The organism is Ancylobacter sp. SL191 (genome assembly GCF_026625645.1).
GTDB lineage: Bacteria > Pseudomonadota > Alphaproteobacteria > Rhizobiales > Xanthobacteraceae > Ancylobacter.
On sequence record NZ_CP113056.1, the window covers coordinates 2,986,528 to 3,006,995 of the forward strand.

20 protein-coding genes are annotated in these 20,468 nt (G+C 65.6%); 7 read left to right on the forward strand and 13 right to left on the reverse strand.

The window, feature by feature from the left end; all coding sequences use genetic code 11:
* The first annotated feature begins 3 nt into the window (after positions 1 to 3).
* Positions 4 to 372 (forward strand): response regulator, encoded by a 369-nt coding sequence (locus OU996_RS13625; protein WP_267582153.1) that lies wholly within the window; start codon positions 4 to 6, stop codon positions 370 to 372.
* Between the two features lie 54 nt (positions 373 to 426).
* Positions 427 to 2,022, forward strand: a complete 1,596-nt coding sequence (locus tag OU996_RS13630; RefSeq protein WP_267582154.1) for a Na+/Picotransporter — start codon at positions 427 to 429, stop codon at positions 2,020 to 2,022.
* Positions 2,023 to 2,040: 18 nt separating this feature from the next.
* Here OU996_RS13630 and OU996_RS13635 read toward each other — a convergent pair whose 3' ends face one another.
* The 3 genes from OU996_RS13635 to OU996_RS13645 all read right to left on the reverse strand — a co-directional run bounded on the left by OU996_RS13635 (position 2,041) and on the right by OU996_RS13645 (position 4,682).
* Entirely contained in the window at positions 2,041 to 2,487 is a 447-nt protein-coding gene (locus tag OU996_RS13635; protein ID WP_267582155.1) for an ATP-binding protein, read from the reverse strand.
* A 38-nt stretch (positions 2,488 to 2,525) separates the two neighbouring features.
* A complete protein-coding gene (locus OU996_RS13640) occupies positions 2,526 to 2,858 on the reverse strand; it encodes an STAS domain-containing protein (RefSeq protein WP_267582156.1) in 333 nt (110 codons plus the stop codon).
* A 117-nt stretch (positions 2,859 to 2,975) separates the two neighbouring features.
* Positions 2,976 to 4,682, reverse strand: a complete 1,707-nt coding sequence (locus tag OU996_RS13645; RefSeq protein WP_267582157.1) for a uracil-xanthine permease family protein — start codon at positions 4,680 to 4,682, stop codon at positions 2,976 to 2,978.
* Between the two features lie 264 nt (positions 4,683 to 4,946).
* Between OU996_RS13645 and OU996_RS13650 the strand changes: the two genes are divergently transcribed.
* A complete protein-coding gene (locus tag OU996_RS13650; RefSeq protein WP_267582158.1) occupies positions 4,947 to 5,684 on the forward strand; it encodes a SapC family protein in 738 nt (245 codons plus the stop codon).
* Between the two features lie 54 nt (positions 5,685 to 5,738).
* Here OU996_RS13650 and OU996_RS13655 read toward each other — a convergent pair whose 3' ends face one another.
* Entirely contained in the window at positions 5,739 to 6,116 is a 378-nt protein-coding gene (locus OU996_RS13655) for a nuclear transport factor 2 family protein (protein WP_267582159.1), read from the reverse strand.
* A 104-nt stretch (positions 6,117 to 6,220) separates the two neighbouring features.
* Positions 6,221 to 7,123, reverse strand: a complete 903-nt coding sequence (locus tag OU996_RS13660; RefSeq protein ID WP_267582160.1) for a LysR family transcriptional regulator — start codon at positions 7,121 to 7,123, stop codon at positions 6,221 to 6,223.
* Between the two features lie 142 nt (positions 7,124 to 7,265).
* Here OU996_RS13660 and OU996_RS13665 point away from each other — a divergent pair, with 142 nt between their 5' ends.
* A complete protein-coding gene (locus tag OU996_RS13665) occupies positions 7,266 to 8,252 on the forward strand; it encodes an MBL fold metallo-hydrolase (protein ID WP_267582161.1) in 987 nt (328 codons plus the stop codon).
* Positions 8,253 to 8,305: 53 nt separating this feature from the next.
* Entirely contained in the window at positions 8,306 to 8,971 is a 666-nt protein-coding gene (locus OU996_RS13670) for a pyridoxamine 5'-phosphate oxidase family protein (RefSeq protein WP_267582162.1), read from the forward strand.
* Positions 8,972 to 8,985: 14 nt separating this feature from the next.
* On the opposite strand, the gene OU996_RS13675 is transcribed toward OU996_RS13670, so the two are convergent.
* Positions 8,986 to 9,414 (reverse strand): helix-turn-helix domain-containing protein, encoded by a 429-nt coding sequence (locus OU996_RS13675; protein ID WP_267582163.1) that lies wholly within the window; start codon positions 9,412 to 9,414, stop codon positions 8,986 to 8,988.
* Positions 9,415 to 9,867: 453 nt separating this feature from the next.
* Positions 9,868 to 10,074 carry a helix-turn-helix domain-containing protein gene (locus OU996_RS13680; RefSeq protein ID WP_267585716.1) on the reverse strand — a complete coding sequence of 69 codons (207 nt, stop codon included), beginning with the start codon at positions 10,072 to 10,074 and terminating at the stop codon, positions 9,868 to 9,870.
* Between the two features lie 270 nt (positions 10,075 to 10,344).
* Between OU996_RS13680 and OU996_RS13685 the strand changes: the two genes are divergently transcribed.
* On the forward strand, positions 10,345 to 10,902 hold the full coding sequence (locus OU996_RS13685; RefSeq protein WP_267582164.1) for a hypothetical protein: 558 nt from the start codon (positions 10,345 to 10,347) through the stop codon (positions 10,900 to 10,902).
* A gap of 232 nt (positions 10,903 to 11,134) precedes the next feature.
* Here OU996_RS13685 and OU996_RS13690 read toward each other — a convergent pair whose 3' ends face one another.
* The 5 genes from OU996_RS13690 to OU996_RS13710 all read right to left on the reverse strand — a co-directional run bounded on the left by OU996_RS13690 (position 11,135) and on the right by OU996_RS13710 (position 17,867).
* Positions 11,135 to 12,877 carry a carbohydrate porin gene (locus OU996_RS13690; RefSeq protein ID WP_267582165.1) on the reverse strand — a complete coding sequence of 581 codons (1,743 nt, stop codon included), beginning with the start codon at positions 12,875 to 12,877 and terminating at the stop codon, positions 11,135 to 11,137.
* Positions 12,856 to 14,304, reverse strand: a complete 1,449-nt coding sequence (locus tag OU996_RS13695; protein ID WP_267582166.1) for a CoA transferase — start codon at positions 14,302 to 14,304, stop codon at positions 12,856 to 12,858. The genes OU996_RS13690 and OU996_RS13695 overlap by 22 nt, the downstream gene beginning before the upstream one ends.
* 52 nt (positions 14,305 to 14,356) lie before the next feature.
* Positions 14,357 to 14,713, reverse strand: a complete 357-nt coding sequence (locus tag OU996_RS13700; protein ID WP_267582167.1) for a hypothetical protein — start codon at positions 14,711 to 14,713, stop codon at positions 14,357 to 14,359.
* Between the two features lie 376 nt (positions 14,714 to 15,089).
* On the reverse strand, positions 15,090 to 16,121 hold the full coding sequence (locus tag OU996_RS13705) for an AraC family transcriptional regulator (protein ID WP_267582168.1): 1,032 nt from the start codon (positions 16,119 to 16,121) through the stop codon (positions 15,090 to 15,092).
* 981 nt (positions 16,122 to 17,102) lie between these two features.
* On the reverse strand, positions 17,103 to 17,867 hold the full coding sequence (locus tag OU996_RS13710; RefSeq protein ID WP_267582169.1) for a hypothetical protein: 765 nt from the start codon (positions 17,865 to 17,867) through the stop codon (positions 17,103 to 17,105).
* Positions 17,868 to 18,238: 371 nt separating this feature from the next.
* Between OU996_RS13710 and OU996_RS13715 the strand changes: the two genes are divergently transcribed.
* Positions 18,239 to 18,712 (forward strand): hypothetical protein, encoded by a 474-nt coding sequence (locus OU996_RS13715; RefSeq protein WP_267582170.1) that lies wholly within the window; start codon positions 18,239 to 18,241, stop codon positions 18,710 to 18,712.
* Between the two features lie 577 nt (positions 18,713 to 19,289).
* Here OU996_RS13715 and OU996_RS13725 read toward each other — a convergent pair.
* Positions 19,290 to 20,201: an efflux RND transporter periplasmic adaptor subunit gene (locus tag OU996_RS13725; protein WP_267582171.1), complete on the reverse strand. Its 912-nt coding sequence runs from the start codon at positions 20,199 to 20,201 to the stop codon at positions 19,290 to 19,292.
* Between the last annotated feature and the right edge of the window lie 267 nt (positions 20,202 to 20,468).

The following is a 20,468-nucleotide window of genomic DNA, read 5'->3' on the forward strand; positions in this document are numbered from 1 at the left end:
AACATGCCGAAAATTCTGCTGGTCGAAGACAATGAGATGAACCGCGACATGCTGAGCCGGCGCCTGACGCGCAACGGCTTCGAGGTGGTGATCGCGGTCAATGGTCAGGAAGGGGTGGATCTCGCCGGCTCCGAGACGCCGGACCTGATCCTGATGGATATGAGCCTGCCGGTGCTCGATGGCTGGGAGGCGACGCGGCGTGTGAAGGCCGATCCCGCCACCCGCGCCATCCCCGTCATCGCGCTCACCGCCCATGCCATGGCGCAGGACCGCGAGCAGGCGCTGGCGGCCGGCTGCGACGACTTCGACACCAAGCCGGTGGAGCTGCCCCGGCTGATGGGCAAGATCAACGCGCTGCTCGGCCTGTCATGAGAACCGTGCCTTTGCTGCCGCGCCGCGGCCTTCCTGCGTCCGGGGCGTGATCCGATGGGACCGGTTGGATTTCTGCTGAGCGGGCTCGGCCTGTTCTTCATCGGCGTGCGCGGCCTCTCGGCCAATCTCGTGCCGCTGGTCGGTCGGCGGGCCCGTGCGGCCTTCGCCGGGGCGCTGCGGGCGCCGTTGAGCACGGCGGTCAGTGGCGTCGTGGCCGGCATGGTCACGCAGAGCTCCACGGCCGTGTCGTGGATCATCGTCTCCTTCGTGCGCGGCGGCGTGCTGCCGGACGGGCCGGCGTTGCTGGCGCCGACCTGGGCCAATGTCGGCACCGCGCTGCTGCCGCTGATCGTCGCTATCGACACCGCGACGCCGGCCGCCATCGTCATCGGCCTTGTCGGCTTCGCCACCTATTTCAAGCTGGCGCGCGGCGACCGGATGCGCAACGTGATGGAAGCCGCGCTCGGGGCCGCGCTGCTGCTGTTCGGCATGCACCTCGTCTCCGTCGCGGTGGGGCCCATGCGCGCGAGCCTGATGGGCAATCCCCTGTGGGAGATCGCCGTGGGCAACCCCTGGCTGCTGGCGGGGATCGGCGCCGCCTTCGCGCTCGCCGCGCAGTCCTCCTCCGTCGCAGCGGCGATCGCGGTGACGGCGGTGGGCAGCGATCTGCTCGATCTCGGCGCCGCCCTGCCTCTGGTGGCCGGGGCCAACCTCGCAGGGTCGGTCAACAACATCATCCTCATTCCCGGCGAGGCGATGTCTGGGCGCATCGTCTTCGCGCTGCAGGTGCTGCAGAAGGTTGCCGGCTCGGCGCTCTTGGCGCTGGTCTGCGTGGTCGCGGCGCTGTTTCCCGCCCATCTTGATGGCGCGCTTGGCCTCGTGGGCGAGGAAGCCGGCGCGCAGATCGCCATCCTGTTCCTGCTGGCGCAGATCGGCGGCGCCTTCATCACCAACCTGCTGGAAACGCCGACGCGGCATCTCCTGCTGCGGGTGACGCGCGAAAGCCCGGCGGAGACGCTGGCCCAGCCCGCCTTCCTGCTGCGCGAGGCGGCGGCCGATCCGTCAACCGCGCTCGATCTCGCCTTGCGCGAACTGGCGCGGCTCAGCGCCCGCCTGCCGCTGCTGCTCGACCATGTGCGCGACGAGGGCGAGCCCAGCACTCCGCCGGCGGCGACGCTCAAGACCGCCGGCCAGTCGCTCGCCGGCACCATCCGCGCCTATCTCGCCACGCTGCTCGATGGCGTGCTGACCCGTGAGCAGGTGGCGACCGCGCTGCTGGTGGATGAGGGCGCCACCAATGCCGGGGCGCTGCATGAGGCGCTGGCGGAATTCGTCGAGGCGGCCCGCGAGGCGCAGGCGGTCGACACCGCCCAGCGGCTGATCGAGGCGCTGCACGCGCTGCTGAGCGCCGTCGCCGAGCATGGCGAGAGCCTGGGGGCTGAGGATGATGCGCTGGTGCTCGGCCTGCTCGGCCATCGCGACAAGCTGATGGAAGATCTGCGGCTGCGCCTCTCCGCCCAGCAGGACATCACGCCCGGCGCGCAGAACGCGCTGTTCCGCATGACCATGCTGTTCGAGCGGATCGTCTGGATGGCGCGACGGCTGGTGAACGACTTCACCCAGGCGCACCGGGCGCTGGAATCGAGCTGACCCTCCGAGAGGGCTCGCTCAGGCTTCCCGCGCCTGCGCGGCCTCACCGGCGAGGGAGAGGCGGAGCGTCACGACGTTGCGGCCGTTCTCGCGCTTATAGGCGAAGCTGTCGGCCAGCGTGCGCACGAGATGGACACCCAGCCCGCCGATCCTGCGCTCGTCCAGTGTACCGGTCAGGTCCGGCGGGGGGGCGTTGAACGGGTCGAACGCATCGCCATCGTCGGACAGGGTGAGTTCGAGCGCCCCGCCCAGATGGCGCAGATGCACGCCGATCTCGCCGGCGCGCCCGTCCTTGTAGCCATAGTCCACGGCGTTGTTGACGAACTCGTCCACCGCGAGGTGCAGCCGATAGGCGGGCTTGGCCGGAACGGCGCAGGTCTCGATGAAGAAATCGAGCGCGGCGACCAGACCCTCCATCTGCGAGAGCTGGTTCGGCAGGCTGAGGTCGATCTCCCGGATGATCATGGCCTGTCCCGCCGACGTATGCCGCTGGGGAAGTTGACTTAGGCGAGGGCGGCGAGGGCCGCGTCGCGGCTGGGGTGGATCGGGATCAGCGTGGTGAAGCCGCTGACATCGAACACTTCATGCACCTGCGGCACCAGGCTGCAGATGGCGAGCGCCACGCCCTGGCTGCGGGCGAGCTTGGTCGCCTTCAGCACCACGCGCAGGCCTGCCGAGCTGATATAGGTGAGCTCGGCGAAATCGAGCAGGATCGGGTTGTTGCCCTGCGGGATCTCCGCCAGGAAGTCGTCCAGCTTGTGCGAGGAACTGCTGTCGAGCCGCCCCTTCACGGTGGTGATGACGACGTCCTTTTCGATGAAGCGGTCGATCTGCATAGGCGTGAAATCCCGTCGGGTCAGGCTGGCTCACGCGCGAGAGCGGCGGCCAAGCGGAATCGAGCTAGCCATAAAGCTCTGGGGCGCGCAAGCGCAGGTGGTGGGGCGGAACGCTCGTCAGTGCTCGAAGCGCAGCGTCAGGGCCTGGCGCTCGCCGCGCTTGCCGAGCACCAGCTTGTCGGCCCGCTTGCTCAGCATGTAGCCGACGAAACGTGCCACCGCCTGCGCATCGCCCAGCAGGTCTTCGGGCGAGGGCCGCAGCGTCGGAATCTCGATGGCTTCGCCCTTGTAGAGCAGCACGACATCGAAATTGGTCTCGTCGAAACGCGCTTCCATCTCCAGCCCGTCTGCGGCGACGCCGGTGTCGATCAGTGTCTCGACCGCCTCGGCCACCACGGGGATCGCGGCGGAGATGACGTCGCGCCGCGCGCCCCAGATGTCGCCCTGCCGCTCCAGGAAATCCATGGTGGCGGTGAAGGGGTTGTCATCGGCCGTCACCGGCACCGACGCCGTCTGGCGGATGCCGATCTGGAAGACGAGGTTGAGGATGACGGCGACCGCCGTGGACACCGAGAGCGGCGATTCGAGGATCGGCTGTGCCCAGGCGGGCGCCTGATGCACCAGCTGCGGCAGCACCGCGACGGCAAGGCCGGCGAGCACGGCGAGACCCACCGTGAAGATGCGCCGGTCCGACAGGCGGCGGGAGAGGATCAGCTCCATGCCGGCGACGATCAGGAAGGCGGCGCTGTAGAGCAGGATGGCGCCGATCACCGGCGCGGGAATGACGGTCAGCGAGGCGATGAGCTTCGGCGAGAAGGCCGCGAGCAGCATCACCACGCCCGAGACGATGCCGATGCGCCAGGCGGTGTTGCCGGTGGCGAAGGCCACGCCGATGGCCGCCGAAGAAGAGGCGCTGGCGAACCCTCCGGTCACCGCCGCGCTCATGTCGCTATAGGTGTTGGCGCGGATCGCACGTGCCGCCTGGTTCATATCCGCCCGGCGCCAATCGGCATCGTCCATGCGCTGCATGGAGACGACCGTGCCGAGCATGTCCACTGCGGAAATGATGCCGGTGAGCACCGCTGCGGGCACGATGGCCCAGGAGAAGCCGAGGCCCGGCCAGCCAAGGCTGGGCAGATCGACATAGGGCAGGGAGGAAAAGGTCGGCTCGGCCGGGGCAACGGCGACACCGGTATAGACGGCGAGAATCCAGCCGATCGCCGCGCCGATGGCGACCGCGAACAGCCGCAGCAGGCCGCGCGAGAAGATAGCCAGCACCACGATAATCGCCAGCGCGGTGAAGCTCACCAGCACATAGCGCCCATCGGCCAGCGAATCCGGGCCCTCGCCCAGCCCGAACATGCGCCGCAGCGACGGCTCGGCCAGGGCCACGCCGAGCATGGTGACGGCGACGCCGCAGATTTCCGGGGGGAACAGCGTGCGCATCGCGTTCATGAAGCGGGTCAGCGAGAGCTGGGAGACCGCCGCGATCAGGCTCATCGTGACATAGACCGCCGGGCCACCCGCCGCATAGGACTGCATCGCCAGCGGCAGATGCGCCATGTTGGGAATCTGCACGAGAAGCAGGCCCGAGCCTGTGCGTGGCCAGCATTCCAGCAGCGTCGCCACGCCCATGAAGATGATGCAGCTGGTGATGAGGATCTGGGTGCTCTCGAAGGAGAGCCCCGCCTCGGTCGCCGCCACCAGCGGGTAGACGATGAACAGCAGCGACAGGGTCGCGTGCTGCACCCCTAGAATGAGCAGCGTGGTCAGCGGCGGCTTCTCGTTGGCGGCGTAGAGGATGTTCTGTGGCTTGCGGGGCATGCTGGGCCTCGGGCGGGAGGGCGCGTCCCGCACGCAGCAGCCCCAGCCGGGCGCCGCGAACGGTGCCGGATGGGGCGTAACGAGGCCGGGAATCCGTGGCGCGACTATGGCGACAAGCGCCGGTACCCGCAAGCAGGCGGCGGCCGCCCGCGGGGGGCCTCGTCGCGGTTTGGTGGGACAAGGCGGGCGGAGCTACGCTAAAACCGGAGGCGCTACGGAACTACCGCTGGCACTCGCTTCCCCGTCCCCAGACCCGAGACCCCCATGTCCGACCTGCCGCTCTTCTACTCCTCGGTCGTTCCGCTCGACAGCCAGGCGCATCGGGCGCATGGCGTCTCGACCGCCGCGGACCGCTTCGGCTTCGCGGCCCGCGCGCACATCATCCCGGCGGTGGCCGAGGAGTTTGCCGCGGCGGCGCGCGAGATTCCCATCGTCTTCGCCCCCGCCGGCACCGGCCATTCGGCCGTGTTCCTGTGCGGGCTGAAGGCGCAGACCAACCTGTTCATCACCGAGGGACGCTGGAACGGGGCCTATCTGCCGGCCTATCTGCGGCGTTTCCCGTTCATCCTCGGCGAGCGGCCGGCGGGCGACCCGCTCATCTGCGTCGACACCGCCCATGCCGGGTTCGGCGTAGGGGAGGGCGTCGAGCGCCTGTTCGACGACGAGGGCAAGGCGACGCCGGTTCTCAACGCGACCGTGAAGCTGGTGACGGATTATGCCGGGGCCGCCAAGCGCACCGAGCTGCTCTGCACCAAGCTTCAGGAATTCGGCCTGCTGCGCAGCGTCACCCTCGATGTGAAGGCCCCCGACGGCCCGAGCGCCAGCATCCATGGCCTGTTCATCGTCGATGAGGCCAAGCTCGCGGCGATCTCCGAGGCGGCGTTGCTGGAGCTGCGTCGGCTGAATCTCATCGGAGCGGTCTACGCGCATCTGTTCAGCCTCGGCGCGACGCAGGCGCTCGCCGCCCGGCTGAAGGATCACGCGGTCCAGACCGCCGCCTGACGTCCGCCGACGGACCCGCCGTTTCGCCCACCGAGGCGGCGGGAGCCCCGGCCCTCAGGCTTCGGGCGCGTTCAACAGAACCCATAGCTCCGCTATGCGCCCGTCGACGATCCGTGCGGCATCCGCGCCGGTGACGGCGACCGGGCCGCCCGCAGGGCCGGCTTCCCAGCGCAGCACCGCGAGGCCGTGATGGCCGACGGCGCGGCCGATGGCGGTGAAACGGAAGGTGGGGCCGAACTGTGCCAGAAGCTTGCCGGCAACGGCGGAGATCGCGGCGCGGCCTTCCACGATATTGTCCGGTTCGTACATCACGGGATCGGCCGCAAAGAGCGCGTCGATGGCCCGTGCCCGCGCCTCATCATCGCGCTCGTTGAAGACGCGTTCGAGATTGGCACGCAGAAGCTGATCGTAGTCCGGCTCGCCGGTGGCCATGAGTGTTCCTTTCGCGCCGGGCGCGCGGGCTTTGGGAGCGACCAGAACAGCATCCCGCCGATGCCCTGCCTTGCGAGATCGCCCGTCCGGTCCCCTCGCGGGCACTAGCCAAGACCGGCGAGGCGCGCGCGCAGGCGGGGTACGGTCCAGTCCATGAAGCAGCGCACCTTCAGCGGCATCAGGCCGGTTTCAGGGTAGATGAGGTTGACGGGCAGCGGCTCCGGCGCGAAGGCGGTCAGCAATTCCTGCAAGCGGCCCGCGCGCAGCTCGTCCGCCACCTGATAGGACAGCACGCGGATGATCCCCAGTCCCGCCAGCGCTGCCTGGATGGCGGCCTCCGTCGTGTTCACCGCCAGCCGGGGGCGCGGCTCGACGGCGAAGGCCGCGCTGTCCTGCCGGTAGCGCCATTCCGGCGCGATGGCGAAGCCCTGGAAGCTGATGCCGTCATGCCCGGCGAGATCTTCCGGCTGATGCGGCACGCCGCGCCGCGCGAGATAGGCAGGACTGGCGCAGATGACCCGGCGTACCGTTCCCACGCGCGTCGCGATCAGCGAACTGTCCTCCAGATGGCCGATGCGCAGCGCGACATCCACATGCTCGTCCGCCAGATTGATCTGCCGGTCGGCCAGCATGAGCCGCAGGTCGATCTCCGGCTGCTCGGCGAGGAACTCCAGCGCGACCGGCAGCAGATGGCGCTCGCCGAAGGAGATGGGGGCGGTGACCTGCAGCCAGCCGCGTGGCGCGCTGTATTCGCCCGCCGCCTGCCGCTCGGCGGATTCCAGATCCTCGAGAATCCGGCGGGAGGCGGCGACGAAGGCGCGGCCGGCATCGGTGAGCGTCAACCCTCGGCTGCTGCGCACGAGCAGCCGCGTGCCGAGATGCTGCTCGAGTTCGGTGACCTTGCGGCTGATTGTGGCGAGCGAGGCGTTGAGGCGCCGCGCGCCGGCCGACAGGCTGCCCGCCTCCACCACGGCCATGAGGACGGACATTGCCTCGAATCGGTCCATGGGCCTTCCGAATTGTGAGAGGACAGCTTCCAGAATTACAGGATACTGTGCGTGTTCTGGATGTCCTAGCGTCAGAGCCAGCCGGGTGGGGCCGCGTCTGGGATCGCGCTCTCGCCGTGTCGTGGATCAGACGGAGGGCGCCATGCCTCACCTTTCCCGCCGTGCCTTTGCGACCGGCCTTCCGCTCGGCATCGTCGGCGGCGGCCTGCTGCCGCTGCTCACGCCGGCGGCCAGCGTGGCGGCGACGCCGGCGACGGCCGCGAGCGCCGGGATGGCCACCGTGACGCCGCTCGCGCAGATCACCATCGGCCGTTTCACCGTGACCGCGCTCACCGACGGCTATGCCGACATGCCCTACACCTACTTTCCCGGCCAGACCGCCGCGCAGGTGGAGCAGGAGGCAGTGGCGCAGTTCGTGGCGCGGCCAAGCGGCGTGCGCTTCCTGTTCAACCAGTATCTGATCGAGGATGGCACGCGCCGCATCCTCATCGACACCGGCGCGGCCGGCTCCATCGGTAAGACCGGTGCGCTGCCGCAGGCGCTTGCCGCCATCGGCCTTCGCCCCGACCAGATCGACGCGGTGATCGTCACCCACCTGCACCAGGACCATATGGGCGGGCTGGTGCTGGGCGGGAAGAACAACTACCCCAATGCGGACCTGTTCATCGACCGGCGCGACGTGAAGCACTGGACCGATCCGGCCAAGCGCGCGGGGGCGCCGGATTATCTGCAGACCAGCTTCCGCATGGCGGAGGAGGTGGTGCGCCTCTATTCCAAGCTGCAGGCCATCGACGGCGAGCGCGAGATCGCGCCCGGCATCTCCATTGTCGACCTGACCGGCCATACGCCCGGCCATATCGGCGTGCGGGTGGCCGATGGCGGCAAGAGCCTCATCATGGTGTCCGACATGGTGTTTCCCGTGGTCCATCCCGGGGCGACCGATGTCTTCTTCCTGTTCGAGCAGGACCGGCCGGCGGCGCAGGCGATGCGCGAGCGCTTCTTTTCGCGCGCGGCCTCGGAAAACACGCTGATCGCCGCCACCCACATGCCGTTCCCCGGTCTCGGGCGGATCGTCAATGACCGCGGACAGACGCGCTGGCAGGTGGCCGACTGGGCGCTGCAGGGCTGAGCGGTTCGGGCACGACAGCCGCCGGTGACGCCGGCGGCAAGGATGGAAGGCATATGGGCAGCAGATATCTCGACATCGCCGCCACGCCCTCAGTCAGGGCCGCGCAGGCGCATTATGGCAGCGCGGCCCAGTGGGCGCGGTTCGGTGAGCGCGGGGCCTCGGAGGAGGGGATGCCGAGCCAGCGCCTCGGTCCGCCGGAGCTGGCCTATATCGCCGGGCGCGACGGCTTCTACCTCGCCAGTGTTTCCGAGACCGGCTGGCCCTATGTCCAGTACCGCGGCGGGCCGGCGGGCTTCCTGAAGCCGGTGGACGAGGCGACGCTGGGCTTCGCCGATTTCCGTGGCAATCGTCAGTACATCACCACCGGCAATGTGCGGGCGAATGACCGTGTGTCGCTGTTCCTGATGGATTATGCCCATCGTCAGCGGCTGAAGATCTTCGGCCATATGCGCCTCGTCGATGCGACGGACGAACCGGCTCTGGCCGCGCGGCTGGCGATGCCGGATTATAGCGGCCGCATCGAGCGCCTCGCCCTCATCACGGTGGAGGCCTTCGACTGGAACTGCCCGCAGCACATCACGCCCCGCTTCACCCAGGCGGAGCTGGAGGTCGTGCTGGAGCCGGTGCGTGACGAGATCGCCAAGCTGCGCCAGGAGAACGAACGCCTGCGCCGTGCACTTGCCGCGCGCGAGGCCGGGCCGACGGACGGGACGGGCTGAGGGGAGCGGGCTGGTTACGCGGCCGGCGGGGTGATCACTGCGCCCAGCACCAGTTCGTCGGCCGTGAACCGCTCCAGCCGGCCGGGCAAATAGAAGACATCCGCGATCAGGTCGTGCTCGGCGATCGTCCAGTACGGATCCTCATCCTTGCGCTGGACCCAGATAAAGCGCGCGATCTGCGGTTCCGCGCTGGTGTCGTTCCGGGTTGCCTCGATTTCCGCGACCAGCTCCGGCGTCACGACGCCCGCCTCGACAAGCGCGGCGATCTGGGCCGCGACACTGTCCGGGATGGGCTTCGCCCCCGTGCTCCAGCGGCGCGCCGTCCGCACGTCCACGCCGATGAGTTTGGCAAGGCTGGCGGGCGTCTGCCCGAGCCGCTCGAGCGCGTCGCGGAAGTCCTCGGGAGTCATGGGTGCCGGCCGCCGATTCTTCTGGAGCGTCACGACGCTCCTCCTGCTGAAGTCTGCGCAATAGCAGGAGGGCACGTCAGTGGCTATGGCGCGACGACGGCGCCGGGGGCGGTGCAGGAGCTGACGGCTGGCACGAGCGGGCCGGCGGCGTGTCGACACGTTCGGACGCCGCCGCGACAACAGTCCGTCGCGCTGACGCGTCGATTGCCGCTGAGCTTCAAAAATGTTGATGGAAGAGAGTGGTTGTGAGCCGACCCGGAAACGGAGGAGTGGCTCCCTGAGCAAGCAAAAATACCTTCAGCAGAGCATTCAAATGTATGTGATAAGTATTATTTCAGAGTAGGTGGAGCCAACAAATAGGCCAACAATCTCAAAGTGCTATATGAGTTGGGTTGTGCATCAGTGATGACGCTATGCGGTCTTGGTCGGAAGGCAAGGATTAATTCGGGCTGTCTGCTGGTTGCTCGACTTAGGTCACAGGCGCCGTTATCTCGACCCGGACGGGTTACGGAAGCGCACCCCGGCGCCGCCGCCGTTCTCGGGAATGAACCCAATGCCTGCCCCTTCGAGGGCCGTAACAATGGCAGCCAAATTATTCGCGATTGGGACCCGCAAAGAGCGCTCGAAATCCACGATTGTCTGGCGAGAGACGCCTGCATTTCGAGAGAGCAGTTCTTGACTCCAACCCAGCATGGCTCTTGCGCCGCGGCATTGCTCAGGAGAAAGAACTGCCTTCAAGATCGTACGTTCTGATTGATATTTATCATTTTGAGCATGAGCGTACTTAAGCGGCTGAGCTACATGCTACGAACATGACGCCCAGCCTAACCACAACCCAAGCTGTGTGGAGCTCGGATCATGGCTGATTCTGAGATTAGCACGAGTCTGTCCCGGCCATCCCGGAGGGACGTTCTCTCGGCCGCCCTGCGGACTGTCGGTGGGACCTCTTTCAACAGCTCACCTGTGGCTCCGCCCGACGACGACGCTACGGATGCGGCTGTCCTTGCATGGAAGGCGTGGCGCGCAGCGCATCGGCGCACACTCGCGCTGTGTCGGAAACAGCAAGCTCTGGAGTCCGAACTCGCGCGGACGATCGGCTTTCCGCAGGCGGTTCTGGCTACAGCCGAACTGCCGTCACCGATGCGCATCAGCTCCTTACGGCAGTTCGATGAGCTTGCGGCCGATCTGCCGTCGCTTTGCACGCGGCGCGCCGAAGTCGCTGCAGTGCTGCGCGCGCACCAGCAGCGTTGGGACGACGCGGATCGCGCCATCGGGTACTCCGTCGCTCGGCAGCAAGAGGAGGTGGCTTCCGACGAAGAAGAGCGCCTGATGACGGGGCTTCTTGCAGCGGAGGCCGTGTCACTGCGCGGCCTCTCCACGAAGCTCGACGTGCTGATTGCCGTCGGCGCTGATGGCGCAGAGGGGCGGCATTTCCCGTGGCCGGAGCTGCGGCGCATTCGCAGGGATCTCGCGCGCTTGATGCAACTGCATCGTCACCATACTGTCAGCATCAATACTTGACACGTTGCTCGTAAGGAGCCGGATAGCGCACAGAAGCAGAAGTTCGCTGCGGCGAGAACGAATGGCCGGCTTGGGGCCGGGAGCGGACTGTCCGCTATTGCGGACTTCGAACGAAGAGCGGACAGGTCGCCGATGAAAGTCGAGGCGGAAGGCCCGAACTGCGCCCCCAGCATTGCGAGGACCGGGCAGAGAGCAGCGCTGGACCCATGCTCGCTCGTAACGGCTCTAAAGATCACCATGCGGTCGTGAGGCGGAGCTGAAAGATGTCAGCACTGTCCTGTCGATCGGCGACTTCGGCCGCAAGCGGATGCCAGATATGCTGGTAGCTCGGGATCAAACGCACGGCAGGTGTGATGGCAAAATTGTAGAACACCTCCATCCCGCTCTCATCGTGGGCGGCGGCTTGCCCCTGTGAGATCGTCGCGATGCTGCTTTTCAGGTTGTCACTGATCTTATTGTAGTAAAGGCCGATTCCGAAGCTGTCATATTCGCGCTGATCGAGCAGGCCATACGCGAACAGCGCCAGGCTGAAATCCTGGGTGATCGGGTTCGTTTCTTCGGGTGCATAGCCGACGCGCGCAAACGCCCCGATCCCGCGGATCGGTTCTCCAGTCTTCAATTTGCGGGCGACCGTTTCGGCATCGTCCTTCACAAACATATATTGCGAGACATTGGCGAGCACGAACCAGCTGTCGTCCTTGAAATTGGCTGGCAGTCCCTCGCTGGAGGCAAGGCCGAGCAGGCTGCCGATCGCCTGCGTCGCCGCGGCTGGCGAACTCAGTCGGCCGAACGGGTCCTCCAGGTCGATCTTCGGCTTGTTGGACCAGTTGTAGGCGGGAGAGAACTGGCCGGGCAGACCGCCAATGTCATAGGATATGATCGCGGTCAGATAGATGTTGACCTTATCGAAGGAGTTGGGCTCGGCGATACTTGTCGCTTGCGTATAGGGATCGAGCACGCCGCCGGCGATCACGAATTTCGGGCTGAACGCCCAGACTCCCAGCGCGCCGAGCGCGGTCGGGTTGTAGAAATTCGTGGTGATGGGGTTCTTGTTGAAATTGAAATTGGCGAAATAATATTTGAAGGCGTCGCCGAACGCGGTCTGGTCCGGGATGAACACGTCGCTGATCTTTCCGACCACGACGCTGGCCTGCTTGCTGAGCGCCTGCACCAGGAAGTACTCGGAGAGCAGGAAGCTGTTGGACTCCATCGGACCCGGCAGCACGAGGCCGGTATATTGCGGAACGACCGTGCCGGCGGTGAATGTCGATGCCGCTGTGTCGCCGAGGCGCGACTGCGCCGTGACATGAATCAAGCCACCGGACCACCAGCCGGCGCGGCCGGTGTCGATGTTGACTGAGACCTGGGTGTTCTGCACGAAGGCCTCACCGGTCTTGAGGCCGCCCGAAGTGACATTCTGATAGTAGCTGGTCGAATAGAGGTCGAAGAAAAAGCCGTGTCGGGCGAGTTCCGTGCGGGTTCCGCCCCAATCCCCGAGGAGCTGGGTGCGCTGCGCGATGTCGCCGGTCACCGTGCCCGGCAGGCCGAACACCGGCCCATTATTGAAATAGACGAGCAGCCCCGGCGCCAGATTGGCCAGCGAGATATTGTCGGTCAGCACCGGCCCCCATGGCGCGGCAGGCGCAGCCTTGTTCGCAGTTGGGGCGGCTTCGGTCTTGCCTTTGGTCTTGTCGCCGGCTGTGCGCTTTACCACCGGCGGGGCATCGCGCGTCGTTGCGGGCTCGGCGCCGACATTGCCGAGCTGAACGAGACCTTCATTGGCGCACGCCGCATCGGCGGCCACAAGGGCGGCCGCCACGTAGGCAGAGCGAAGCAGTTTGCAGGCCATGATCCGCTTTTCTCGCGTGTTCGAAAGGGGATGCGCTGCGCCAGGCGACATGCCCGACCGGTGGAAGTGCGGGTCACGGGTCACGCGGCGCCGGGATTGCCGCATCACGCCGCCTCCGAGCGCCATTCCGGCTTGCTCGAGCCGCGCACCACGACGATCGGATCGGGCCAATAGCCGGGCGTTTCGGAGAACGTCACCGCCGGCGCCAAGCGATGCAGTTCGCCATAGGGCGTCGGGGCCGTCACCGTGTCGGGCGGCAGCAGCTGGTTCTGCTCGCCGGTCGCCGCGCGCGCGTCGCGGCTGAGCAGACCGAGGGTCGGATACCACATGGCGTTGCGGGTGAGGCAGATCTTGACGTGATAGGAGCCGCCCTCGCGGGCGCGCCGGATCAGCGCCGCAGTGACACCCGCAGCGCCCATGTAGCCTGCGATGTAATCATTCATCACGATGGTCGGCGGGAGCCGGGGGCGGTCCGGCGTTCCCTCTCGGAAAGTGAAGCCGCTGACGCACAGCGCCTCCATGTCGAAGCCGCCGCGATTGGCCCACGGCCCGTCATAGCCGTAGCAGCGGACCGAGCAGTAGATGATGCCGGGACGGCGCGAGGCCAGTTCCTGCGGAGAGAAGCCCAGATTGCTCAGGCAGCGACCGCGATAGCTGTCGACGAACACGTCGGCTCCGGCCGCGAGCGCATGGCCGCGCCGATTGCCGTCGGGCGATTTGAGATCGAGCCAGGCAGAGCGATGGCCGGCGACGGGATCGATGGCCAGCAGCTCATGCTCGAATTCCTGCGGATGCGCGATCTGCAAGACATCGGCGCCCTGTTCTGCCAGGGTCCGCGACACCACATTGCCGGCGATCACATGCGTGGCCGACAACACCCGCAGCCCGGACAGCGGGCGGGCGGCCGGCGCGAACGGCTCGGGCGCGCTGTCGGCGATCTTCTCGATCTCGATCAGCGGCTTCGAGGCCAGCAGCTCGCCTTGCGGATGCCGCCGCCACTCCTCTTCGGACCGGCACATGGCGAAGATCATGTTGCGTTCGGCCGCGGCGTCGTCGAGGTCCTGGGCGTCCCATTTGAGGATCGCATTGGCGACGCTGGCACGCTCGTGTGAGCAGCGCAGCAGCGACAGCCACTCATTGGTCATGTGCGGATAGGCGCCCGTGGGCAGCACCCAGCGACCGTCCTTGGTGAGATACAAATCAAAGGCCAGCGGATTGCCGGCCGCGTAGGGCACTTGATAGGAATAGCCGTTCACTGTCGGCTTGAACCGGTACATCGGGTTGACGCCGTGGATCGCCTTGCGCAGGTCGATGGACAGGTCCTGCCCGCGTCCGGTCCGCATCGCCCAGACCGCGGCGGCACCGGCGGCCGCGCCCATCATGGGGATCGCCATGCAGGCTCCGATGCGATGCGGACTGTCGAAGATGGGATCGGCGCCCGCGAAACTGATCGTGCCGCCCGTCTGGTCGGGGGTTAGCCCGATGCCGGCAAGGAATTCGCCAAAGGCCGCGCCAATATCAAAAGCCTTGGTGGGCGCCGTCGCGGGATTCACGAATGTGTCCACGGTGGTGTCCTGTCTAAGATAAGAGGGCAGAGGAAGAGGCTCAGGTCGTCGGCAACCGCAGCTGCACCTGCAGGATTCGGCTCGCTGCACCGGCATGCCTCACCACGTTGTTGAAGAGCTGGCCGCGGGGGGTGATCGGTTGGTCGCCGTCTTTGAAGACACGGCCGATGCCGCCGCCGACCGGAGCCATCCAGCGGTCGCTGCCGTGGAACGACCCGTCCGCGGTCATCACCGGGCGCCACGAGAAGAGCGGGCCGCCTGCCGTGTTGTCTTTGACGAGAGGATGGAGGGCCTGCGGGTTCACGCGTGGCTCCTCACTGCCGGCCCACATGGCGTTGGCGAGAACGCCCGCCACCCAGGGCCCCGCACTCGTCACCGCTGCGAGCATCCCCAGCATGGCCAATGCGGATCCGCCCATATGACGAACATTCCCCCACCACATGGCGACTGTTACCCCCTCGGCGCAGCCGGAAGTGGACACGGCGGCACAGCCACAGGCATCCGCTTGCCGCAAGGTCGGCCAAATGGCGTAAACGGATAAGGCGAGCGTCGGCCAAACAGGGGTGACAAGCGGCCAAATGACTGTCGCGTGGCATCGCCTCCGCGATGGCCACGCTCACCGGAAGCCTCTCCATCGCCCGACGGCGCCCACGCATAGATCGCCAGCGTAAGACCCTAAAGGCTCAAACCTCGGGCAGGAACTCGGGAAGGAACCTCGGGCAGGAGCCTCGGGCAGGTGTCTGGATGGAAAACGCTTCGGTGACGCCGCAGAATTAAGCCCGGACTGCGCCTCTGAACTCGTTGGGTGTTGTCTTCGTCCAACGCTTGAACGCATAGCGGAATGCAGCGGGGTCACTGAAGCCCAGCAGAAACGCGATATTTTCGACGGTCAGTTGGGTGTCGCGCAGATATCTGACAGCGATCTGCGCGCGCAGATCGTCCAAAAGCTCGCGATACGAGGTGTTTTCCTGCTGCAGCCGTCGGCGCAGCGTCCGCGTGCTGAGGCCGAGCTGGCCGGCCAGGGCATCGAAGGCAGGAGGGGATTCGAGGGTCGCGAGCAGGGCTTGCCGCACCCTGCCGGCGATGCCGGTATTCTGCTTCAACTCCGTCAGCAATTGATCGCAGATTTCGGTGACCTGCGCATAGGTGACCGAATTGCCGAGCGACGGCTTCTTGTCGAGCCAGTCGGCCGGGAACACCAGCTTGTTCTGCGGCTGCTCGTACAGCACCTCGCACCCGAATTTTTCGGCGTGTCGTGCGGCCCCTGGTGGCCTTGGGGACGCAAGCTGGACCTGCGTCGGATGAAAGTCCGCGCCCATCAGGTCGCGGTGCAGGCACAGATGAGCGCCGATCTGCAGGTCGATGATGAATCCATTCAAATCAGCGTCGATCTGCTTGAACGGAAGCACCGTCATGAGCCAGGCGGCCGCTGGCGGCTGCTCCTCGAACGCCACCGCCACCAAAGGCGCGGTCAACTGATGATACTGGACAGCGAAGCCGACGGTCTGTCGAAAGCAGATGCCGCTGAGCAACGCGAGGCCATAGATCCCGAAGGTCGAAACGTGAAACTTCGAGCCCACATCGAAGGCAAAGTTTGGGTTTTGGCTGCACTTCAGCGCATTTCTGTATGACTGGAGGATCTGGTTGACCGATATCTTAGTCAGAGGAGAAACCAGCTCTTCCTCGCTGATGCTGATTCCCGCCAGCGCCGCCTGCAGCGAAACGCCTTCGTCCTTCAGGGCATCGACAATCTTGCTGATCTTGACGACAGGAAACACCTTCTCGTTTGGGCCAATGTCAAACATCCCTGCTCCATCGAGAAAAGGTGCGACTTCAAGATGTTATTGCCGGAAACACGCCGGATATCGGCCACCGTGCGGCTGTGCTCATATACCGCGGCTGACCGCGTTTTGCCACCGGCCTCGATCGCTATCGGTAGCTGTCGCACGCGGCTCACGGCCGAGGCTTCACCATTCGCTACAATCAGGGATGATGCATTGATGAAGCTGAATGCTTGTCCAGAAGATGATGTAAGAGGGAGAGGCGTGCGGGGCGTCGTTAGGCAAGCGCTCGGAAGTCGTTGGCGAAAGCTGTGGCTTGAGGGGCATGGCTATGCTGATCCGCAGCGGGCTGGCACTTGCCGCGCCGATAGCCACCAATATAACTAACCAGTTCTTCAGCAGCTGGCTGTTCCTGAGTGGCGATGTCACCGGATCAATCGCAATCTTGTCGACCTCCGAGGTGCCTGCGTTTCAATAAAATGTGGGCAAAGTGGAACTGCCCTTTCCTAGGGCGTATGATTAAGCCCTAGGGCGCAACCCAAATCACCAAAGATGGGCTCGAATGTCCGGTTTCGGTAGCGGAACCGTTGTCAGCTTCGGGGGCGCTTTGCTGACAGACCGATCCGGGGCCGGAAGCGGAAAGTCCGGTTTTGGCTGCCGCCGTCCCGATAGCCGCCGTCTTGGAACCTCCCCTTAGCAACTTATGAAGCCGCCGCGAGCGCCTTCGAAAACACCATTAGATTCATCTCTCACACTGCAAAGCAGGTTGAGCGCGAAAGCGCTTCCTATGAACTCATGTCGTCACGCACGCGGTTGCATCTCTGTTCAGCCGGCCCAGGACGTCTCGCTCAGGGCCGGCCTGCCTGGCTTCTGTTCGTCCGCCCACTGGGCTGCGGTCACGCCGCGAGGCGCCCAACGCAGCGGGCCACCACCCGGCGCAACCGTGGGCGGCTCGCCGGGTAGTCGTCTTTCCGGGCGGTCATCTGCCGACCGGGCCGATGGCGATCAGGGAAGCAGGCCCCGGCGGCTGAAGCATTCTTCGATCTTGGTCACAACGGCCGCCGAACCTGTGAGCGGCCACTTGACCGGTTGCGTGCCCTTAATCTGGGTGGTCAGCAGTTTGCCGTTCCTGAGGGCGGCGACAAAGCGATCGTCGAGCCCCGCCTCGCCCGCGCCTTCAGCGGTAAAGCCGAACTGGGCATCCACGCGGCGTCCGTCGAGCGTGATAATGCCCCCCTCAAACCCTTCCGTCTGTTCAGCAGGGACTCGCAGTTCCCAGCCATACGTCTTCTTCTGAAGGATGAGGAAGCCGGCCGGAAGGCTGATCGACCCGGCACAGCCGACAAACTCCGACCCCGCATGCAGCGAGACGACCTCCCAGCCGCGAGTGGAGCCATAGGGCACCATTTCAAGATCGGCTGTCGGCTGTAAGCTCGGGTCGGCCGGCTCAGCGCCTGCCTTCATGCCGGGCTCGTCGGCGACAGGCTCGCAGGAGAACTCCTCGACGCCAACGAAAAGCTTCGGCCCGTCGCCTTCCGGCCAGAACTGCAATTCACGGCCGGGATTCACCCAGGCGCCCTTGCCATCGGGCACGAGCGGCGCGCTGAAGGTGCCATGAAAGTTGCCACTGCTGTTCTCTGGATGGGTCTCGACAACAAGGCCGAGATCGCCGCCGCATTTGTAGAGAAGCTCGCCTTCCGCCCGCGCTGATCCAGCAGCGGCCACAAGTGCAACCATAACAAGAAGGAGTTTGATCAGGCGGGTGTCCATGGATTGTCCGGCCAAAGGGGAGGGAAGGAGGGAGCAGGCGTGGGCACGCATTCTGACGTTGCCTGGGCATAGACAGACCTTGCCGATCCACAGGCTCGGATCTGCCGATAGCTTTAGCTGCGAGACACTAGGCGCCGATTTTGCATGTCCCCTGATACCGTTCAAGGCTCGTTAGGCCGGGAATCCGTGGCAGACGTCGACCGGGGAGGCCGCGTCCCGCATTGCGGTAATACTTCGCTGTTTCGGTAGCCCCGGACGTCTGAAAGCCGCTTGACCGGGTTTTACGCAAAGGTATCGTGATGGCTGTAAGTCTATGAAGCTCCTTGAGCGGCCAGCCTTCGCGCGCGCCCTCCATCGCTGCGAAAGACATCATGAACAAACCTGCACTTTTGGCGCTGGCCCTTGCCGCGTTCAGTCTTCACGGGGCTCCCGCACTCGCGGACGAGCGCGTCCTAGCCACTATCGGCGGATGGCGCGTCATTCTGAACCGTAACAATGACAACAGTTTCAACCGCTGCATCATTGAGACCAACCAGAATGGTCAGGTGCTGCGCGTAGCCCATAACGGCAAGGGCTCGGATTACAGCCTCTCGGTCCCGGCGCTGGGGCACAGGAACGGCGACGACGCGACCATCGGCTTCAACGACGAACAGCCGGAATATTTCCGCTTCGCGTCCGACCGGCAGCGCGCCTGGACATCGATGAGCTGGGACATGTCGCAGCTTTTCGAAACGGCCCGCACAATCGAAGTCTGGATCGGCAACCGTGAGCTCAAGTGGAATCTCCGCGACGCGCAGAAGGCGATAATTCGCCTGACCGATTGCGTTAACGAGAATGCACAGTGAAGCTTAGAACGGCTTGCAGCGTACGTTCGTCATCGGCGATTGGGTTCGACGCAAGGGTAGCGAACCCACTCCAGTCCAGTCTGGCGTAGTGAAAATGGACCTCCCCGGATTGACCCGGGGGGGCCATTTGATTTGAGCCATGCCGGCATTTGCCGATCACCGAGCATGGCGTAATCGCGTTGGCCGGCTTCGGCCGGTGGAGTGTTGCCGACACGCTGCAGCAGTCGGCGAGGGTTGAGTCTGTCGACTGGAGCGAGCGTCGCGAACTCTGCTGCTTCGAAGGATCACCAATACGCGCAGCACTCGCCACCCTCGGTTTGCCACTGAACAGCATCGTGACCGTGTCATCCGCCATTCGTGAGCGATATTCGCACCACCCTAGAGTGCCGCAGCGAAGACGTACTTCTCATTTTTATCCACGTCTGCGCGCCGACCAGATCGAAACTGCGAACACCTATGTTGTTGAAATTGCAATGGGTTAGCAGGTGCCGCCGCCACCTTTGCGGCTGCAACGGTCTTTGCGCGGTGATCCGAAGCAACGCCTGCGCTGCGCCAGGGCGAGGCGGTTACGCCTGGTTCAGTCCTTCTGGAAACGCAGGCGGCAGCGCAGGCCGGCGGGGATGGCGAGGTCGGGATTGGGCAGCGTCAGGCGCACCGCAAAGGTGCCGCTGCCGGTGTCGAGGATCTGGTCGGCCACAGTGACCGTCGCCTGATGGCGCGAGGCGAGAGGAGCGTCGAAGGTGACTTCGGCGTGACGACCGGGAGGGGTCGCGCCGTAATAGGCGACGGGAATGAAGACCTCCACCTGCAGCGGATCGATCTGGGCGAGGGTGAGGATGCTGGACTGCTCATTGCGGTACTCGCCCGCCTCCATGGTCCGCTCGACGACGATACCGTCGATCGGGCTGACCACCCGCTTCTGGTCGAGAACCGCCAGCGCCCGCTCGACATCGAGCGCGGCGGCCTCAAGGTTCAGCTCGGCCTCGCGCAGGTTGAAGGCCGCGATATCGGCCTGCGACGTTACCTCATCGAACTGAAGCGCGGTGACGGCGCCGGGATTGGTCTGTTTCAGGCGAATGATGCGGTCGGCCGCTTGCGCGGTGAACTTCACCCGCGCCTGCGCCGCTTTCACCGGCTGGTCGTTGCGCGCCCTCGACCGCGCGATGGCGAGCTGCGCGCGCTCGACATTGGATTCCAGCTCGACCAACAACTGGCCCTTTTTCACCCGGTCGCCCCGCTCGACATGGATCGCCTCGATCAGACCGGGCACGGCGGCGCTGAGCTTCACCCGTGCCGGGGCGTCGACGAGGCAATCGAAGCTGCTGTCCTCCAGCGCGCGCCCCTGCGCAAAGGCCGGGGCCACGGCCAGTAACTGGGCCAGCGCAAGCGCCGCCGCGGCGAGGGGAGCAAGACTGCCACAGGGCCAATCAAGCCGCAGACCCGGGACGCCGAGCGGGTTGCGTGTAAGCGCGGCGGTGCTGCGTGACATTGTTCCGTCTCCTCGCTCATCGGTGCCTGCCGGCTCCGTCCGCGACCTATCCGCCTCCTCCCGACGATTCGCGGGAGGCATTCATATCGGGGCCCGGCACACCGGCACGCAACAGCGCCCCGCCGCAGCCATCGCCCGCCCCGCGCTACCTTGCAGCGGTAACGCGGCCGGGCAGATGGCAAGTGAGCCACAGTGCCCAGAAATATACGGAAATTCATATTAATGAGATTGACGGTACTTTGGTGTAGCTTAGCATTTCTGCGCCAT

Excerpts from the sequence above, each read along its gene's own strand:
- OU996_RS13625 (WP_267582153.1), top strand. The coding sequence starts at position 4 with ATGCCGAAAATTCTGCTGGTCGAAGACAATGAGATGAACCGCGACATG.
- OU996_RS13630 (WP_267582154.1), top strand. The coding sequence starts at position 427 with ATGGGACCGGTTGGATTTCTGCTGAGCGGGCTCGGCCTGTTCTTCATC.
- OU996_RS13635 (WP_267582155.1), bottom strand. The coding sequence starts at position 2,487 with ATGATCATCCGGGAGATCGACCTCAGCCTGCCGAACCAGCTCTCGCAG.
- OU996_RS13640 (WP_267582156.1), bottom strand. The coding sequence starts at position 2,858 with ATGCAGATCGACCGCTTCATCGAAAAGGACGTCGTCATCACCACCGTG.
- OU996_RS13645 (WP_267582157.1), bottom strand. The coding sequence starts at position 4,682 with ATGCCCCGCAAGCCACAGAACATCCTCTACGCCGCCAACGAGAAGCCG.
- OU996_RS13650 (WP_267582158.1), top strand. The coding sequence starts at position 4,947 with ATGTCCGACCTGCCGCTCTTCTACTCCTCGGTCGTTCCGCTCGACAGC.
- OU996_RS13655 (WP_267582159.1), bottom strand. The coding sequence starts at position 6,116 with ATGGCCACCGGCGAGCCGGACTACGATCAGCTTCTGCGTGCCAATCTC.
- OU996_RS13660 (WP_267582160.1), bottom strand. The coding sequence starts at position 7,123 with ATGGACCGATTCGAGGCAATGTCCGTCCTCATGGCCGTGGTGGAGGCG.
- OU996_RS13665 (WP_267582161.1), top strand. The coding sequence starts at position 7,266 with ATGCCTCACCTTTCCCGCCGTGCCTTTGCGACCGGCCTTCCGCTCGGC.
- OU996_RS13670 (WP_267582162.1), top strand. The coding sequence starts at position 8,306 with ATGGGCAGCAGATATCTCGACATCGCCGCCACGCCCTCAGTCAGGGCC.
- OU996_RS13680 (WP_267585716.1), bottom strand. The coding sequence starts at position 10,074 with ATGCTGGGTTGGAGTCAAGAACTGCTCTCTCGAAATGCAGGCGTCTCT.
- OU996_RS13690 (WP_267582165.1), bottom strand. The coding sequence starts at position 12,877 with ATGGCGCTCGGAGGCGGCGTGATGCGGCAATCCCGGCGCCGCGTGACC.
- OU996_RS13700 (WP_267582167.1), bottom strand. The coding sequence starts at position 14,713 with ATGCTGGGGATGCTCGCAGCGGTGACGAGTGCGGGGCCCTGGGTGGCG.
- OU996_RS13705 (WP_267582168.1), bottom strand. The coding sequence starts at position 16,121 with ATGTTTGACATTGGCCCAAACGAGAAGGTGTTTCCTGTCGTCAAGATC.
- OU996_RS13710 (WP_267582169.1), bottom strand. The coding sequence starts at position 17,867 with ATGGACACCCGCCTGATCAAACTCCTTCTTGTTATGGTTGCACTTGTG.
- OU996_RS13715 (WP_267582170.1), top strand. The coding sequence starts at position 18,239 with ATGAACAAACCTGCACTTTTGGCGCTGGCCCTTGCCGCGTTCAGTCTT.
- OU996_RS13725 (WP_267582171.1), bottom strand. The coding sequence starts at position 20,201 with ATGTCACGCAGCACCGCCGCGCTTACACGCAACCCGCTCGGCGTCCCG.